The organism is Pseudomonas nitroreducens (assembly GCF_024170165.1).
GTDB lineage: Bacteria > Pseudomonadota > Gammaproteobacteria > Pseudomonadales > Pseudomonadaceae > Pseudomonas > Pseudomonas nitroreducens_C.
Window position 1 is genome coordinate 152,536 of the sequence record NZ_JALJXP010000003.1, and the last position, 16,759, is coordinate 169,294.

General features: G+C 66.9%; 13 protein-coding genes and 1 pseudogene. 6 read left to right on the forward strand and 8 right to left on the reverse strand.

From position 1 onward, the window contains the following. Positions 1-209 precede the first annotated feature (209 nt). Together J2T47_RS07730 and J2T47_RS07735 are read right to left on the reverse strand one after the other, a co-directional pair. Positions 210-1,061 carry an AraC family transcriptional regulator gene (locus J2T47_RS07730; protein WP_253444289.1) on the reverse strand — a complete coding sequence of 284 codons (852 nt, stop codon included), beginning with the start codon at positions 1,059-1,061 and terminating at the stop codon, positions 210-212. A gap of 66 nt (positions 1,062-1,127) precedes the next feature. Then, positions 1,128-1,726, reverse strand: a pseudogene (locus J2T47_RS07735) (GNAT family N-acetyltransferase). 232 nt (positions 1,727-1,958) lie between these two features. On the opposite strand from J2T47_RS07735, the gene J2T47_RS07740 reads away from it, so the two are divergent. Beyond that, positions 1,959-5,435, forward strand: coding sequence for a PAS domain-containing hybrid sensor histidine kinase/response regulator (locus J2T47_RS07740; RefSeq protein ID WP_253444295.1), 3,477 nt, complete (start codon positions 1,959-1,961; stop codon positions 5,433-5,435). 144 nt (positions 5,436-5,579) lie between these two features. Here the strand turns inward: J2T47_RS07740 and J2T47_RS07745 are convergent, their stop codons facing one another. Beyond that, entirely contained in the window at positions 5,580-6,038 is a 459-nt protein-coding gene (locus J2T47_RS07745) for a DMT family transporter (protein ID WP_253444299.1), read from the reverse strand. An 82-nt stretch (positions 6,039-6,120) separates the two neighbouring features. Here J2T47_RS07745 and J2T47_RS07750 point away from each other — a divergent pair, with 82 nt between their 5' ends. Continuing rightward, the gene (locus tag J2T47_RS07750; protein WP_253444302.1) at positions 6,121-7,029 is read left to right on the forward strand and encodes a LysR family transcriptional regulator; all 909 of its coding nucleotides are present in this window, start codon (positions 6,121-6,123) and stop codon (positions 7,027-7,029) included. Positions 7,030-7,033: 4 nt separating this feature from the next. Here the strand turns inward: J2T47_RS07750 and J2T47_RS07755 are convergent, their stop codons facing one another. Then, positions 7,034-7,732, reverse strand: a complete 699-nt coding sequence (locus J2T47_RS07755; RefSeq protein ID WP_253445102.1) for a MerR family transcriptional regulator — start codon at positions 7,730-7,732, stop codon at positions 7,034-7,036. A 392-nt stretch (positions 7,733-8,124) separates the two neighbouring features. Between J2T47_RS07755 and J2T47_RS07760 the strand changes: the two genes are divergently transcribed. The 4 genes from J2T47_RS07760 (at position 8,125) to J2T47_RS07775 (ending at position 13,112) form a co-directional block, all read left to right on the forward strand. Further along, the gene (locus tag J2T47_RS07760) at positions 8,125-9,009 is read left to right on the forward strand and encodes a M24 family metallopeptidase (protein WP_253444305.1); all 885 of its coding nucleotides are present in this window, start codon (positions 8,125-8,127) and stop codon (positions 9,007-9,009) included. Next, on the forward strand, positions 9,006-10,778 hold the full coding sequence (locus tag J2T47_RS07765; RefSeq protein WP_253444308.1) for an SDR family oxidoreductase: 1,773 nt from the start codon (positions 9,006-9,008) through the stop codon (positions 10,776-10,778). Before J2T47_RS07760 ends, J2T47_RS07765 begins: the two co-directional genes overlap by 4 nt. An 8-nt stretch (positions 10,779-10,786) precedes the next feature. Beyond that, complete coding sequence (locus tag J2T47_RS07770) at positions 10,787-11,677, forward strand: metal-dependent hydrolase (RefSeq protein ID WP_253444310.1); 891 nt, start codon at positions 10,787-10,789, stop codon at positions 11,675-11,677. Positions 11,678-11,765: 88 nt separating this feature from the next. Beyond that, complete coding sequence (locus J2T47_RS07775; RefSeq protein ID WP_253444312.1) at positions 11,766-13,112, forward strand: NAD(P)/FAD-dependent oxidoreductase; 1,347 nt, start codon at positions 11,766-11,768, stop codon at positions 13,110-13,112. Positions 13,113-13,208: 96 nt separating this feature from the next. Here the strand turns inward: J2T47_RS07775 and rmuC are convergent, their stop codons facing one another. The 4 genes from rmuC to J2T47_RS07795 form a co-directional block, all read right to left on the reverse strand. Then, positions 13,209-14,573, reverse strand: a complete 1,365-nt coding sequence (gene rmuC, locus J2T47_RS07780) for a DNA recombination protein RmuC (protein ID WP_253445105.1) — start codon at positions 14,571-14,573, stop codon at positions 13,209-13,211. Between the two features lie 570 nt (positions 14,574-15,143). Beyond that, positions 15,144-15,353, reverse strand: coding sequence for a hypothetical protein (locus tag J2T47_RS07785; RefSeq protein ID WP_253444314.1), 210 nt, complete (start codon positions 15,351-15,353; stop codon positions 15,144-15,146). Positions 15,354-15,430: 77 nt separating this feature from the next. Next, positions 15,431-16,195 (reverse strand): RES family NAD+ phosphorylase, encoded by a 765-nt coding sequence (locus J2T47_RS07790; RefSeq protein WP_253444316.1) that lies wholly within the window; start codon positions 16,193-16,195, stop codon positions 15,431-15,433. Beyond that, the gene (locus tag J2T47_RS07795) at positions 16,196-16,564 is read right to left on the reverse strand and encodes an MbcA/ParS/Xre antitoxin family protein (protein WP_253444318.1); all 369 of its coding nucleotides are present in this window, start codon (positions 16,562-16,564) and stop codon (positions 16,196-16,198) included. Between the last annotated feature and the right edge of the window lie 195 nt (positions 16,565-16,759).

Sequence of the window (16,759 nt, forward strand, 5' to 3'; positions counted from 1 at the left end):
GCGGCCTTGAGCCGGAATGACAGCATGGATATGACGGCAACTACGTGAAGAAAAGCCACATTTCCCGCACAAATCCCTGCGCAGAAAGATGAAATCGCTCAAGTGACGGACTTTTCGACAGAGTACCGGGAGATCGGACATCAGCGCACGCCCGTCGACAAGGGTAGCGCTCCTCCGTTGGCGCAACGTGGCAGAACGCGAAGCAGCAATCAGGCCAGACGGAACGACCGCGCGCAGGCCTGGCGGTACTCTCCGGGGCCGACACCGTAGGCCTGCTTGAACTGCCGGCTGAGGTGGCTCTGGTCGGCGAAACCCAGCTGCATCGCCACGTTCACCGGCATGCAGCCCTGCTTGAGCAGCGCCCGCGCCTGCTCCAGGCGACGCTGCTTGAGCCAGGCGTGGGGCGGCAAGCCCGTGGCCTTGCGGAACACGCGGGCGAAGTGGAAGGGCGACAGCCCGACTGCGGCGGCCAGTTCTTCCAGTGATGGCGGTTCCATCAGCCGCGAACCGAGCAATTCACGGGCGCGGGCGACGGCCAGCGGCTCGCTGCCGGCGGGCGGCGCCGCGGGAATCCGCGCATGGCGCTGGAACAGCAGCAGGAGTGCCTCGCGCCAGCAAGTCTGACGCTGCAGCACGGTGGCGTCGGAATCCAGCAGGTGGTGGGCGGCGAACAGCGCCTGCACCAGCTCCGGGTCGAACACCACGCTGGCGTCGAACGACGGCGTGCCGCCTCCACCCAGCTCCAACTCCTCCAGCACACCGGACACCTGCGCCAGCTCCGGGTAGAAGCCGCGGTAGCGCCAGCCGGCTTCGTCAGCCTTGGAACCGGTATGGACCTCGTCGGGGTTGATCAGCACCACGCTGCCCGCCGGGGCAAAGTGCTCGGCGCCGCGATGGTGGAAGCGCTGCGCGCCCTGCTCGATCATCACGAAGGCGAAGCCTTCATGGACGTGGGGCGAGAACACCTGCTCGATATAACGCGCGTGCAGCAGCTCTACGCCGCCCAACTCCTGGGCGCGCCAGAAGCGGGTGCGTTCGCCGCTCGCGTCGTGATCTGCCATGGTCCTGCCTCGATGTCGCGCCGCGGCTCTCGAAAGCTCGCGGGTCGATCACCTTACACCGCCCCTTCATCCGTTGAAACCGGCTTCCAGCGCGGCCTTCACCTGCGGCCATTCCTGGTCGGTGATGCTGTAGAGGATGGTATCGTCCAGCCGCCCACCGGCCAGGCGCCGGTGGTTGCGCAGCACGCCCTCGCGCACCGCGCCGAGCTTCTCGATGGCGCGCTGGGAGCGCTCGTTGCTGGCGGCGGTCTTGAACTGCACGCGGACCATCTTCCAGCTGTCGAAGGCGTGGCGCAGCATCAGGTACTTCATGGTGGCGTTGAGGCCGCTGCCGTGCTGGCCCTGGTCCAGCCAGGTGGCACCGATCTCGCAGGCCGGCAGCGCCGGGAGGAAGTCCATGAAGCGCGTGGTGCCGACGATCTGGTTACCCAGGCGCACCACCAGCGGCAGGGCGCGGCCCTCGCGCTGCTCGGCAAGGCCCTGGCGGTACCAGTCCGGGCGCCCCGGCGCACTCATGAACTGCAGCACGTCGCGGTTCTGCTCCGCCAGTGTCACCAGGTCCGGCACGTCGGCCTCCACCATCGGCTCCAGGCGCAGGGCCCCGCGCTGCAAGGTGATGGGTAACGGTCTGAACATGGCGCCCTCCTCGAAACACGACGCGAAATCTTCGCTCACATCAGAGCGTAGCGGCCCGGCGAAGTGCCGCGCGCCCGATGGCGCTCGACGGACGGACCGCGAAAAGGCCGGCAAGCTACCAGCCCGGCGCCCGGCCCTCAAGTGTGAGGCGTGACACAGCGCCACTGAGACATTGGTAGCAGGCGTCTGACAGTTCCGGACTTTGGTGCGAAACTGCTGCCAGTGCTCCTGCGGGGGAGCCAGTTCACTTCCGGAGTCAGCATGTCGTTGTCCAGTGGGTTGATCGCAACGGTCGCCCTGCTCTACATGGCGGTCCTGTTCGCCATCGCGTTCTATGGCGACCGCCGTCGCGCCCCTCTTTCGCCGCGTGTCCGCGCCTGGGTCTACAGCCTGTCCCTGGCGGTCTACTGCACCAGCTGGACCTTCTTCGGCGCCGTCGGCCAGGCCGCCGACCAGCTGTGGTCGTTCCTGCCCATCTATGTCGGCCCCGTGCTGCTGATGCTCTTCGCGCCCTGGGTGCTGCAGAAGATGATCATGATCAGCAAGCAGGAGAACATCACCTCCATCGCCGACTTCATTGCCGCACGCTACGGTAAGTCGCAGGCACTGGCGGTGGTGGTGGCGCTGATCTGCGTGGTCTGCGTGCTGCCCTACATCGCCCTGCAGCTCAAGGGCATCGTCCTCGGCGTCAACCTGCTGATCGGCGCCGGCCCCGATTCCACCGGCATCCGCGCCCAGGACACGGCGCTGATCGTGTCGCTGATCCTCGCGCTGTTCACCATTGTCTTCGGTACCCGCAACCTGGACGTCACCGAGCACCACCGCGGGATGGTGCTGGCGATCGCCTTCGAGTCGCTGGTCAAGCTCACTGCCTTCATCGCCGTCGGCATCTTCGTCACCTATGGCCTCTACGACGGCTTCGGCGATCTGGTCGACCAGGCCCGCGTCGCCCCGCAGCTCACCGAGTACTGGAAGGAAACCGTGCACTGGCCGGCGATGCTGCTGCAGACCGGCGTGGCGATGACCGCGATCATGTGCCTGCCGCGCCAGTTCCACGTGCTGGTGGTGGAGAACATCGAGCCGCGAGACCTCAATCTGGCGCGCTGGGTGTTCCCCATCTACCTGGTGCTGGCCGCGCTGTTCGTGGTGCCCATCGCCCTCGCCGGGCAGATGCACCTGCCCGCCGGCGTGATGCCCGACTCCTTCGTCATCAGCCTGCCGCTGGCCGAGGCGCATCCGGCCCTGGCCCTGCTGGCCTTCATCGGCGGCGCTTCGGCGGCCACCGGCATGGTCATCGTCGCCAGCGTGGCGCTGTCCACCATGGTCTCCAACGACATGCTGCTGCCCTGGCTGCTGCGCCGCAAAGGCGAGGCCGAGCAGCCCTTCGAGGTGTTCCGCCACTGGCTGCTGACCGTGCGCCGGGTGAGCATCGCGCTGATCCTCCTGCTGGCCTACGTCAGCTACCGCCTGCTGGGGTCCACCGCGAGCCTCGCCACCATCGGCCAGATCGCCTTCGCCGCCATCGCCCAGCTCGGCCCGGCGATGATCGGCGCGCTGTACTGGAAGCAGGCCAACCGCCGTGGCGTGTTCGCCGGCCTGGCCGCCGGGTCGCTGCTGTGGGCCTACACCCTGGTGCTGCCGGTGGTCGCCAAGGGGCTGGGCTGGCCGCTGCAGTCCTTCCCCGGCCTGGCCTGGCTCGCCGGCCGCCCGTTCGGCCTGTCCATCGAGCCGCTGACCCTCGGCGTGCTGCTTTCGCTGATCGGCAACTTCGCGCTGTTCGGGCTGGTGTCGGTGTTCTCCCGCACTCGCGTCTCCGAGCACTGGCAGGCGAGCCGCTTCATCGGCCAGGAAATCTCCCAGAAGCTCAGCTCGCGCTCGATGCTCGCCGTGCAGCTGGAAGACCTGCTGATGCTCGCCGCCCGCTTCGTCGGCGAGGAACGCGCGCGGCAGAGCTTCATCCGCTTCGCCTACCGCCAGGGCAAGGGTTTCACCCCCAGCCAGAACGCCAACGACGAGTGGATCGCCCACACCGAACGCCTGCTCGCCGGCGTACTCGGCGCCTCCTCCGCGCGCGCCGTGGTGAAGGCCGCCATCGAAGGCCGCGAGATGCAGGTGGAGGACGTGGTGAAGATCGCCGACGAAGCCTCCGAGGTGCTGCAGTTCAACCGCGCACTGCTGCAGGGCGCCATCGAAAACATCACCCAGGGCATCAGCGTGGTCGACCAGTCGCTGCGCCTGGTGGCCTGGAACCACCGCTACATCGAGCTGTTCGAGTACCCGGACGGGCTGATCTACGTCGGCCGGCCGATCGCCGACATCATCCGCTACAACGCCGAGCGCAACCTCTGCGGGCCGGGCGACCCGGACCTGCACGTCGCCAAGCGCCTGTACTGGATGCGCCAGGGCACGCCGCACACCTCCGAGCGGCTGTTCCCCAACGGCCGGGTGATCGAGCTGATCGGCAACCCGATGCCCGGCGGCGGCTTCGTCATGAGCTTCACCGACATCACCAACTACCGTGACGCCGAGCAGGGCCTGAAGGACGCCAACGAAGGCCTCGAACAGCGCGTGCAGGAACGCACCTTCGAGCTGTCGCAGCTCAACCAGGCGCTCACCGAAGCCAAGGGCACGGCCGAGGCGGCGAACCAGTCGAAGTCGCGCTTCCTCGCCGCGGTCAGCCATGACCTGATGCAGCCGCTGAACGCCGCGCGGCTGTTCTCCGCCGCCCTCGCCCACCAGGAAAAACTGCCCGAGGAGGCCACCGAACTGGTGCGCCACCTCGACTCATCCCTGCGCTCGGCGGAAGACCTGATCACCGACCTGCTGGATATCTCGCGCCTTGAGGGCGGCCGCGTCAGCGCCGACGTTGCGGCCTTCCCGCTGAGCAACCTGTACGACACCCTCGGCGTGGAATTCCGCGTGCTGGCCCAGGAGCACGGCATCGACTTCCACGTGCGCGGCAGCAAGTTGCGCGTGGAAAGCGACATCAAGCTACTGCGCCGCGTGTTGCAGAACTTCCTCACCAACGCCTTCCGCTACGCCAAGGGCCATGTACTGCTCGGCGTGCGCCGTGAGGCCGGGCACCTGCGCCTGGAAGTCTGGGACCACGGCCCGGGCATCCCGCCGGACAAGCTGCAGGTGATCTTCGAGGAATTCAAACGCCTGGACAGCCACCAGACCCGCGCCGAGAAGGGCCTCGGCCTCGGCCTGGCCATCGCCGACCGGCTGTGCAAGGTGCTCGGCCATCGCCTGGAAGTACGCTCCTGGCCGGGCAAGGGCAGCGTGTTCAGCGTCAGCGTGCCGCTGGCGCGCCAGCCGGCCCCGGCGCCGCTCAACGGGCACAAGGTGGAAACCCCGGAACAGCTCAACGGCGCGCAGGTGCTCTGCGTCGACAACGAGGACAGCATCCTCACCGGCATGAACAGCCTGCTGACCCGCTGGGGCTGTCGCGTGCTCACCGCGCGCAGCCGCGCGGAATGCCAGGCGCTGCTGGAAGACGACGCGCGCCCGCAACTGGCGCTGATCGACTACCACCTGGACGACGGCGAACTGGGCACCGACCTCATGGCCTGGCTGCGCACGCGCCTGGGCGAGCCGGTGCCGGGCGTGGTGATCAGCGCGGACGCGCGTCCCGAACTGGTGGCGCAGATCCACGCCGCCGGGCTGGAGTTCCTGCCCAAGCCGGTGAAGCCGGCGGCTTTGCGGGCATTGTTGAGTCGACATCTGAGCCTGAGGTAAGTCGCCCAGCCGAGCTTTGGCTACGGCGGCGGTTCGCGAGCAAGCTCGCTCCTACGAAGAGCACCCGACTTTTCCCTGTAGGAGCGAGGGGGACGCCATCGTTATTGCTCGCGAACCCGCCCACCATCATCAGCCAGATCATCCTCACGCGACCCGCCCCCGCCACTGCAACAGCACCACCCCGGCAATGATCAGCCCGACCGCCAGCAGGCCCTCGGGCGACAACCGCCGCACCGGGAAGCCGGCCCAGCCGAACTGATCGCACAACGCCGACATCAGCATCTGCCCCGCTACCACGCAGGCCAGGAATGTCGCTGCGCCCAACTGCGGCGCCAGCATGACCGCGACCGTCAGGTAAGCCGCACCGAACAGCCCTCCCAGCCAGCCCCACCAGGGTGTGGCGGCAATGCCCGCCGCCGGCGGAAGCGGCACACGGAAGGCCAGCAACGCGATGATCACCGCCGCCAGGCTTACGCCCAGGGACGTCAGGCTGGCGCTCAGCGGGTGACCCAACTGGCGTCCGAGCAGGGAATTGCTGCCGGCCTGCAGGGCAACCAGCGCGCCTACACCGATGGCGGGCAGCAGAAGAAGCAGTTTCGACATCGATTTTCCTCCGTTTCTTGTCGATGCCTTCAGCTTCTGCTATCCATCCGGCGCATGGAAATGAATGATCGGTACAGCATAAATGCATTCGATTCATGATTTGCGCCGCATCGACCTCAACCTGCTGGTGATCCTCGATGCCCTGCTGGACGAGCGTCACGTCTCCCGCGCGGCCGAGCGCCTGGCCATGACGCAGCCGGCGGTGAGCCACGCGCTCAATCGCCTGCGCGACCTGCTCGACGACCCGCTGCTGGTGCGCGCCGGCAACCAGATGCAGCTGACCCGCCGCGCCTTCGAACTGGCCGAGCCACTGCGCGAGGTGCTCGGTGGTGTGCGCCGGCTGGTTCTGGGCGACGATTTCGACCCGGCCAGCGCCGAGCTGGAGCTGCGCCTGGGCATGTCCGACTACGGCACCTGGGTGGTGCTGCCGACCCTGCTGCCGATGCTGCGCCGCGAAGCGCCCGGTATTCACCTGGACATCCGCCAGGCCTCGCGCGTGGGGATGGCCGAGCAGGTGGCGAGCGGCGAGCTGGATGGCGCGCTCGGGGTCTTCCCGATGCTGCCTGAAGGACTGCGAGTGCAGCCGCTGTTCGAGGAACGCTTCGTCTGCCTTTGCTCGAGGGAAACCCTGGGCGAAAGGCAGCACCTGGACCTGGACGACTACCTGGCCGCCCCCCACCTGCGGGTCGCCCTGCAGCAGAGTCCGGCGGAAGAGATCGACAGCCACCTGGAAAAACTCGGCCGGCGCCGTCAGGTAGCCGCCACCGTGCCGCACTTCAGCGTGGCGCCCAGCCTGCTGGCGGGCACCGATCTGGTCCTGACGATTGCCGCGCGAATGCTCCCGGATCATCTCGAAAGTCACGGCCTGGCAAGCTTCGAGCCACCGCTGAAGCTGGCGCCTTTCGACTTCGTGCAGATCTGGTCGGAAGCCAGCGCGGACGATCCCGCGCGGCGCTGGCTGCGTACAAAGTTGGCGCAAGCTGCCAGCTGAAACCCTACTCCGGGGTTTCCAGCCGCCGGAGGATCTCCCCTACGCGCTCGCCGAGCATCTCGTTGGCCGAGCGCTTCAGACCGCGCGCCAGCTCCACCAGCACCACCTGCTCGGCCACCGGCCGCAGGCGCTGGAAGACTTCGGCGAGGCGCTCGAGGTCTGCCGCGCCGGGTAGCAGGTCGGCGCCGGGCTTGTCCACCAGATGGGTGACCACCAGCCGTACGATGCCGGCGGCCAGGTGTTCGGTGTCGGTCCGCAGCACCGCCAGATGATCCAGCAGCGACGCCAGCGGAATGCCGGCCCGGTAAAGCTCGACGCCGGCGTTGAACAGGCGCGGACTGGGAATGCTGATGCGCTCGCCGTCGAAGGCCAGCAGGCCCTGCGCCAGCGCCTGCTCGATCACCGCGTCATTGAGTTCATCGCCGAACAGCGCCTGCAGGTCGCTGAACTCGATGCTGCCGGCGGACTCCAGATTCCACGGTCCGACTATGGCTTCGTCGAGGCCGAGCACGTGGTCCAGGTCGTGGCCATGCTCCCAGCTCTGCAGCAGCTCCTTGATATTGGCGATGTTGTAACCGCGCTCCAGCAGGCGGTTGATCAGCCGCAACCGGCGCAGATGGCTGGCGAAGTACACCCCGGCACGGCCGCGGCGCTCGGGCGGTGGCAGCAGGCCGCGGTCCTGATAGGCACGCAGGTTGCGCACCGTGGTGCCGCCCTCGCGGGCCAGCTCATCCACCGTGTACTCGCGCTCGTCCTCCACCGTGGAGGGCGCATCATCCGGGCGTTGCAGCAGGCGCTGCAGGAGGTTCAGGGGTGTGCTCATGGCGCGGATGATAGTCACCGTTATGCCCCTAGAACAATCGAAAGCACTCGTTCCAAAGTGATCCGCCGCACAGCCCGGCAGCCCAACCAAAGACGGGAACTGCGCCCGCCCGATTTCCCTCTTCCGCCCGCAAGCCGCGCCAGCAGCGGGTTGCCCGACCGGTAACACTCCAGCCCCGGCACGCACGGCATGGCGTAACGACCGCCGATGGGTCAGCATCGATCGTGACATTGATCGATGTAACGATAACAACAACCAGCCTGGAGAAAGTCATGTCCCAAGGCGCCTGGGTGCCCACCCCCGAAGACCTGCGGCACTTCCGCGAGACTCAGCAACTGGCCTACCGCTGCTGCGAAACCATTGCCGGCGAACTGCGCCCGGGCATCAGCGAGCGCGAGACCGCCGCCCTCATGAAGACCTGGCTGCTCGATCACGGCGTGCGCGACTGGTTCCACCAGCCGTTCGCCTGGTTCGGTCCGCGCACCTCGTTCAAGGGCTTCGACGGCTTGCGTCATCTGGGCGGCTTCAACCTGGCCTTCTATCCCGGCAAGCAGCGCCTGGAGGAAGGCATGCCGTTCATCCTCGACTGCGCTCCAACCCTGGGCGCCTATACCGCCGACGTCGGCTACTCCGGCGCGCTGGGTCACAACCTGCTGGTGGAGCGCCTGATGGACGACCTGCTGGCGCACCGCAACCTGATCGTCGAACAGGTACGCCAGCGCCTGCCACTGGCCGAAGTCAGCCAGTCGGTGGACCGCCTCTGCCAGCGCCAGGGCACCCTGCCGCGGCACAAGGCCTACCCCTTCGAAGTGCTGGCCCACCGTGTGGAAAAACTCGGCGCGCGGGACAGCGGCCCCTCGCTGGCACGCTTCGGTGTACGCAACATCGCCACCCTGATGAAGAACGCCCTGGTCACTGGCCGCCGCGAAGGCTGGTCGCCGCTGTGGTCGAGCAACGGCCGCTCGCAACACGCCCCGACACCCGGACTCTGGGCCGTCGAGCCGCACCTGGGCCTGCGTGGCGCGGGCGCCAAGTTCGAAGAGCTGCTGGTGGTCACCGAGGACGATGCCTACTGGCTGGACGATGACCTGCCCCACGTACGCCGCTGGATCGCCCGCGGCCTGATCAGCGCCCCGGCCCGGCGGGAGGTGGCATGAACGCGATGCTGGAGAAAGCACTGCCAACGCCGGAGCGCCTGGACGTGCAATCGGGCAACGTGCGCCTGGCAGTCTGGCGCTGGGGTGAGCCGCACCTGCCCATGGTGCTGTTCGTCCATGGCTACCCGGACAACCATGAAGTCTGGCTGCCGCTGATCCGTCGCCTGTCCGGGCGCTACCAACTGGTCGCCTACGACGTGCGTGGTGCGGGCGAATCGGACAAGCCGCGCAAGACCCGCGATTACCGCCTGGAGCTGCTCAGCCAGGACCTCAAGGCCGTGCTCGATGCAGTCAGCCCGCAGCGCGCGGTGCACCTGGTGGCCCACGACTGGGGCTCGATCCAGACCTGGGAAAGCGTCACCGATCCGCAGTTGCGCGCGCGTATCGCCTCCTACACTAGTGTTTCCGGCCCGTGCCTGGACCACGTCGGCTTCTGGATGCGCGACCGCCTGCGCCGCAAGACGCCGCGCGCGCTGCTGCAGATGGCCAGCCAGCTGCTGCACTCCTGGTACATCTACTACTTCCACCTGCCGCTGCTGCCGTCGCTGTCGTGGCGCTTCGGCGCAGCCAAGGCCTGGCCGCAGTACCTGCGCAAGGTCGAGGGTATCCGCAACCCGGCACGCAACCCGCACCAGGCCAGCGACGGCGAGCATGGCGTAAAGCTCTACCGGGCCAACTTCATCACCTCGATCTTCAAGCCGCGCAAGCGCCATACCGAGGTGCCGGTGCAGCTCATCGTGCCGACTCGCGACCGCTACGTCGGCCAGCAGCTGTTCCAGCAACTCTCGCTGTGGGCGCCACGCCTGTGGCGCCGTGACGTCACCGCCGGGCACTGGCAACTGCTCGCCGAGCCGACCCGGCTGGGCGGCTGGATCGACGAATTCGTCCGCCACATCGAGGGCGGTGAAGCCACGCCGGAACTGCAGCGCGCCGCGCTGAAACCCGGCGCCGGCCCCTTCGCCGGCAAGCTGGTGGTGGTCACCGGTGCTGGCGGTGGCATCGGCCGCTCGACCCTGCTGAGCTTCGCCGAACGCGGCGCCAGCGTACTGGCCGCGGACATCGACCCGGCCGCCGCCGAGCGCAGCGCCGAACTGGCCCGCGCGGTCGGCGCCAGCGCTTGCAGCTATTGCGTGGATGTAGGTGACAGCGCCGCCATGGAACGCTTCGCCCAGTGGGTGAAGAGCAGCCTCGGCGTGCCCGACGTGGTGGTCAGCAATGCCGGTATCGGCATGGCCGGCCCGATGCTCAAGACCACCCCGGAGGAATGGGAGCGCCTGCTGCGCATCAACCTGTGGAGCGTGATCGATGGCTGCCGGCTGTTCGGCAAGCAGATGGTCGACTGCGGCAAACCGGGGCACCTGGTCAACGTCGCCTCCGGCGTGGCCTTCGCGCCGTCGCGCAACTACCCGGCCTACGCCACCAGCAAGGCGGCAGTGCTGATGCTCAGCGAGTGCCTGCGCGCCGAACTGGCGGGCCATGGCATCGGCGTCAGCGCAGCGTGCCCCGGCTTCGTCGATACCGGCATCGTCCAGGCCACACGCTTCGCCGGGCTGGATGACGAACAACAGGCGAAACAGCGCGCCAAGGTGCAGCGCTTCTATCGTCGGCGCCGGCTCAGCCCGGACACCGTCGGCGAACGCATCGCCCGCGCGGTGGAACGCAACCAGCCGGTGGTGAAGGTCGGCAGCGAAGTGCACCTGGGCGCCCTGCAATGGCGCTTCATGCCCTGGCTGTCGCGCCTGTTCGCCCGCCTCAAACTGACTGCCTGAGAACTCCCATGAACGACCATCATCACAAGCTGGTGCAACGCAAGGTGCAGTTCGACTACACCGACTCGCCCCTGCACTGGATTCCCGGCGAGGCCGAGGCGTCCCACACGATCAACGTCATCCACATGATGCTGCCGGCCGGCGAACTGTGGTTCTGCCGGCTGTACAACAAGGCCCTGCCGTTCGTGAAGGAGGGCAACCTGCGCGATGACGTGCAGGGTTTCATCCGCCAGGAAGCGATGCACGCCCGCGCCCACAGCGGAGCGTTGGAGCGTTACCTGAGCCACCACGGCATCGACTCCTCGCGCTACCTGAAGGTCATGGACTACCTGTTCGAGCAATTGCTCAGCGACACGCCGCTGGGCCTTGCCCTGTTCAACCGCACCGCCTGGCTCAAGCGCTGGTGGATCGGCCAGCGCTGCGCCATTGTCGCGGCGGTGGAGCACTTCACCTGCGTGCTCGGCAAGTGGATCCTGGAGGCCGACGAGCTGGACCGCGCCAAGGCCGACCCGGTGCTGCTGGACCTGTTCCGCTGGCACGGCGCCGAAGAGGTGGAGCACCGCAACGTCGCCCACGATCTGCACGTGCACCTGGGGGGCAGCTTCGTCAGCCGCCAGCTGTGGATGTTCGTGGTGCTGCCACTGATCATCTACCTGTTCGCCTTCGGCACTCGCACCCTGTCGCAACAGGATCCGAGCATCGCCAGGCCACGCTCCTTCGCCGCCATCTGGCGCGATGGTTCGCGCAACGGCGTACTGCCGAAGATCAGCTCGGTGGCCACCAGCTTCCTCCGCTACTTCAAGCCCTGGTACCACCCGGACCATGAGGCCAACACCCAGGAAGCGCTGGACTACCTGGCCCGTTCGCCGGCCGCCAGTCGGGCCGCACGCGCCACTTGAGGCCTGCCGGCGCGCCCGCGCAGTGGATGCACGGCGCGCGCCGATCGCATACTGCGGCATCCGTCACTCGATTCAGGGATGCCGCCATATGCCGATGGGAACCTACCCGCTTCACCCCGCCCTGTCCTCCCGCGTGGAGCGCCTGCCGGAGCAGGTGGACGTGGTCATCGCCGGCAGCGGCATCATGGGTTGTGCCACCGCCTGGCAGCTCGCCGGCCTTGGCCTGAGCGTCCTGGTGCTGGACAAGGCCGGCCTCGCCAGCCAGCAGTCCACCCGTGCCTGGGGTTTCGTCCGCCAGCAGGCCCGCGACCCGGCGGAAGTACCGCTGATGATGGCGGCGATCCCGCTGTGGGAGCGTCTTGAAGAACAACTGCAACTGCCGCTGGAATGGCGCCAGGGCGGCTGCCTGTACCTCGCTGAAACGCCGGAGCAGCAACGCAAGTACGAGGATTGGCTGAAAGTCGCCGCCAACTTCGGTCTCGGTACCCGGCTGCTGAGCCGTGCTGAAGTCGCGCAACTGATGCCGGCGCTGAGCGATCCCGCACTCGGCGCCCTCTACACCGCCAACGACGGCCAAGCCGAGCCACGGCGCGTTGCTCCGGGTTATGCACTGCGCGCGATCGAACGTGGCGCCGTGTTCGTCGAAGGCTGCGGCGTTACCGGCATCGACCGCGCCGCCGGCGCCATCTGCGGCGTACAGACCGAACGCGGCTACGTGAAGACCCGTCAGCTGCTGGTGTGCGCCGGCGCCAGCAGTTGGCGACTGGTCCGCAGCCTCGGCCTGACATTGCCGCAACAAGCCGTGCGCTGCACCGTCTCGCGCACCAGCCCCGGTCCGGATGTCGGCGCGCAAAGCTTCATCGGCCATGGCATCGGCTTCCGCCAGCGTGCCGACGGCAGCATCAATCTCGCCGACGAAACCCAGGCCGATATCGACCTCAACCTCGATTACCTGCGCGGCGCGAAACATTACCTGCCGCACCTGCCGGAACACCGCGCGGGCTTCTCCTTCAAGCTCAACGGCGCGCTGCTCCACGACCTGCGCCAGCGCCTGCCCGGTTCGGAAAGAAGCGAAAACGGTCCGATCCTCGGCGAACGCGATCCTCAGGTGAAGGCCAATACCTCACGCGCCTTCCAGGCGCAGAGCAACCTCGCCAGGGCATTCCCCGCGCTACGCGATGTGAAGGTGGTGGAAAGCTGGGCCGGCCTGATCGACGTGCTGCCCGACGGCATCCCGGTACTCGATGCGCCGCCTGAAGTGCCGGGCCTGCTGATCGCCACGGGGTTCTGCGGCCACGGTTTCGCCATGGGGCCCATCGTCGGCCAGTTGATGAGCCAGTGGATTCACCAGGGCGACGCCGGGATGGACCTGCACGCTTTCAGGCTACGGCGCTTCGCCGATGGGACGGCGGGCAAGCCCTACTCACTGTTCTGAAGGGGCGTACCTGCAGGAGCGCGCCAGGCGCGCGATCGCGGGCATGGCCCGCTTCTACAGGTGGTATCAGGTATTCGGGCGTCGCGCCGACTCGCGTTACTCGCCCTCCTCCACCACCGGCGAATCATCGCTCAACGCCCGCTCCAGCCAGTCCGTCGGCAGGCTCTTGCTCGCCCGCGCGCCCAGCAGTTTCACCTGCTCGGCGCGGCTGATCAGGTTGCCGCGCCCTTCGCAGAGCTTGTTGCGTGCCGCTGCGTAGGTCTTGTCCAGTTGCTGCAGACGGGTGCCCATCTCGTCGAGGTCCTGCACGAAGAGCACGAACTTGTCGTACAGCGCCCCGGCGCGCTCGGCAATCTCGCGGGCGTTCTGGTTCTGCCGCTCCTGCCGCCACAGGCTGTCGATCACCCGCAGGGTCGCCAGCAGGGTGGTCGGGCTGACGATCACGATATTGCGCTCGAAGGCCTCCTGGAACAGGTTCGGCTCGGCCTGCAGCGCTGCCGAGAAAGCCGCTTCGATCGGCATGAACAACAGCACGAAGTCCAGGCTGTGCAGCCCCTCCAGGCGACGGTAGTCCTTGTCGGACAAACCCTTCACATGGCTGCGCAGCGACAGCACATGCGCCTTCAGCGCCTGCTGGCGGATCACCTCGTCCTCGGCGGCAATGAACTGCTGGTAGGCCGTCAGGCTGACCTTGGCGTCCACCACGACCTGCTTGTCGCCGGGCAGGCGGATCAGCACGTCCGGCTGGAAGCGCTCCCCGTCCGGCGCACGCAGACTGACCTGGGTTTCGTACTCGCGGCCCTTCTCCAGGCCGGCATGCTCCAGCACGCGCTCCAGCACCAGTTCTCCCCAGTTGCCCTGGGTCTTCTGGCCCTTCAGCGCGCGGGTCAGGTTGGTGGCTTCCTCGCCCAGGCGCAGGTTCAGTTGCTGCAGGCGCTCCAGTTCCTTGGTCAGCGAGAAGCGCTCGCGGGCCTCGGCCTGGTAGCTCTCCTCCACGCGTTTCTCGAAGGACTGGATGCGCTCCTTCAGCGGGTCGAGCAGTTGCCCGAGGCGCTGCTGGCTGGACTCGGCAAAACGCTGCTCGCGCTCGTCGAAGATCTTTCCGGCCAGCTCGGCGAACTGCGCGCGCAGGTCGTCCTTGGCGGCTTGCAGGTCGCCCAGGCGCTGCTGGTGATTGTCCTGCTGCTCGCGCAGTTCGGCGGACAGCGCCGCGTGCTCGGCGGAGAGTCGGCGCAGTTCGACTTCCTTGTCGGCGCGCTCGGCCTGCCAGTCCTGCTCGGCGTTGCCCAGACGCGCGCGCTCGTCCTTGCCCAGTTCGACTTCGCGGCGCAGCGCCGCTGTCTCGGCGGCCAGCTCAGTGTGTCGACCGCTCAGGCGCTGGAAGGCGTCGCGATCGGCCTCGGCCTGGGCAGACAGCCCATCCTGCGCCAGCTGCGCAGTGGCCAGGCGTTCGCGCAGCAGCGTTGCCTCCTGTTCCGCTTCCACCCTGCGCGCCTGCAGGCGCCAGGCGAGCGCCGCCATGGGCAGCAATCCGGCGAGCGCACCGAACAACAGGGCGGAAAGATCGAGGGGCATGCAGGACTCCGGGGTGTGGCAATGGATCGCGCCAGTCTATCAGCCGGCCAGCAGAATCGGCTCGGAGCCCTGTAAAGGCCCTGGCACAAGGCTCCTGAGCAAGCGCTCGGGACAATCCACAGAAGCTGTGGATAACTCAGTGGAGAACTTGCTTAAAACACCCCATACCCCCAGTGAACTGGGGCCGTGTGACAGATTGGTGATTTTTTCACCAATCAAAATTTCCTTTATTTTTCAATAAGTTAAAAAACGCAAGGAAATTCGCGAGGTGGCCAACTGCAATGTTTCGGGGACTTGACAGAGTGCGTCAGCATTGTGCACAAGTGCGCGCCACGCAGCAGCCGACCGCCCCGTTTCAGGGCAGTGGATGGGAAGTGTTCTCAGGAAGACAGCACATTCAACGCGGAGGACAGGCGCGCCGGAAGCTCCATTTTCCAACGCCAATACCGGCGAACTTCAGGCGATCTGAACCTGGCGGGACGGCAAGCGCACCGGCCGCATGACTCGGGGTGGTTCGGGAAGCTGAAAAGCCTGCCGCTCGGCCTCACAGACCCGCGCATAAATACGCTCGGCCGCGCCGCGATTGCTGCAGTCGTAGAAGTACTGATTGAGGTACACACGCCAGCGACGACTGTCGCTGGGATGGACGGCTATCCGTATATCCATGGTCTGGCGCTCCCTGCTTGGCCATCCCGAAACATACACCGCTCACCATGACACGACAGTGGCAAAACGATGAACGGTCAGGCCGGATGCGGCAGCCTGCCATCCAGCAGATAGTGCTCGCGCCGGTAGATGCGCGGGCTGTCGGGCACCTGGGCATGCTTGAAGGCAACGTACTCCGAGGTCGTCTCGCATAGCCAGGGCATCAGGTTGCGCGGGCGCTTCTCGGTAAAGGCCGAAGGAACGAACAGCGCGACGTTGATGCCGCCCTGTGGACAGCGCGCCGAGCGATACTCGAAAGCCTCGACGCCCGCATCGCGCATCGCACTGCCCAGGCCCTGGGTCACGCTGTAATCCTGGGGGTCGAGCAATGCCGCGTGTTCGCGAAACGGCGGCAGGTGCAGGCGAACGCCCTTCTGCACCTGGAAGCGCGCCTCGAAAGAAGCGTGCTCGGACAGTATTCGCCCACTGGGTGGTGGTGTCGCCATCCCCTCCCACAACACGAAGCGGTAGAAGGCCGACTCCGCCATCGCCGTTTCCAGCTTGAGCGCCCCGTAGAACAGGCTCGGCTCATGGCGCCGGCCGAAGCGCGAGCCCCAGCGCAGCGGCGGATAGCGGAACGGTGTCTTCAATAGATAGTGCAGCGGCTCGGCAGGCGGCGGCATGCGCGGCTTGCTGGTTTCCAGCAACTCTTCGAGCAGCGCCTGCTCTTCCAGGGTATCCACCAGTTGCAGCGTCGCTACCTGGCCCTGGCTCTCCACCAGACGAACCAGGCGCCCGCGAATGGGAGCGACGACCGAGTCCTCATGCTTCGCCCAGAGACGGGCGCCTGCTGCGAAGGACATTCAGACCTTGCCCCGGATGGCGTCCAGGTACTCGACCACCGCGACCAGCCCCTGCACCTGTTCCATCAGTTGCAGCGGCACACCGCCCAGGTGACGGTTTTCGGTGCGCAGGAAGTGGCGCATGTCTTCATGGCTGCCGCCGAACAGCGCGAACAGCGCGCGGTAGATACGCACCAGCAGCAGCGCCAGCTCGCCGGTCTTGCTGTCCACGCGCAGGCCATTCTGCTTCCAGCGACTGACTGCACTGCGGTCCACGCCGACAATGGCGGCCAGCTCCTGCTGGGTCATCGCCAGGTGCTCGCGCGCCGTCAGCACCGCCTTTGCCAGCACGGCATCGGCAGCCGGGTTTTCCTTCAGCAGAGCGCTCATGGCGGACCTCCATCCAGTGCATTTGCTGCAAACATACCATCAAATGCTGCAACCACACAAAGCCAGGGAGAGGCGCCCCGCCTTTTCCCGGCTCGCCCGCAGCTTTGTATCTACAAGCTGACAAAGCGGAAAAACTCTTTACCAGACATTTACTTAGCCTTGGCATTCATTGACGCCGCGCTGCGGTCTGATGAA

Bases quoted from the DNA above. Each gene is read 5' to 3' on its own strand.
- J2T47_RS07730 (WP_253444289.1), bottom strand. From the start codon at position 1,061: ATGGCAGATCACGACGCGAGCGGCGAACGCACCCGCTTCTGGCGCGCC.
- J2T47_RS07740 (WP_253444295.1), top strand. From the start codon at position 1,959: ATGTCGTTGTCCAGTGGGTTGATCGCAACGGTCGCCCTGCTCTACATG.
- J2T47_RS07745 (WP_253444299.1), bottom strand. From the start codon at position 6,038: ATGTCGAAACTGCTTCTTCTGCTGCCCGCCATCGGTGTAGGCGCGCTG.
- J2T47_RS07750 (WP_253444302.1), top strand. From the start codon at position 6,121: ATGCATTCGATTCATGATTTGCGCCGCATCGACCTCAACCTGCTGGTG.
- J2T47_RS07760 (WP_253444305.1), top strand. From the start codon at position 8,125: ATGTCCCAAGGCGCCTGGGTGCCCACCCCCGAAGACCTGCGGCACTTC.
- J2T47_RS07765 (WP_253444308.1), top strand. From the start codon at position 9,006: ATGAACGCGATGCTGGAGAAAGCACTGCCAACGCCGGAGCGCCTGGAC.
- J2T47_RS07770 (WP_253444310.1), top strand. From the start codon at position 10,787: ATGAACGACCATCATCACAAGCTGGTGCAACGCAAGGTGCAGTTCGAC.
- J2T47_RS07775 (WP_253444312.1), top strand. From the start codon at position 11,766: ATGCCGATGGGAACCTACCCGCTTCACCCCGCCCTGTCCTCCCGCGTG.
- J2T47_RS07785 (WP_253444314.1), bottom strand. From the start codon at position 15,353: ATGGATATACGGATAGCCGTCCATCCCAGCGACAGTCGTCGCTGGCGT.
- J2T47_RS07790 (WP_253444316.1), bottom strand. From the start codon at position 16,195: ATGTCCTTCGCAGCAGGCGCCCGTCTCTGGGCGAAGCATGAGGACTCG.
- J2T47_RS07795 (WP_253444318.1), bottom strand. From the start codon at position 16,564: ATGAGCGCTCTGCTGAAGGAAAACCCGGCTGCCGATGCCGTGCTGGCA.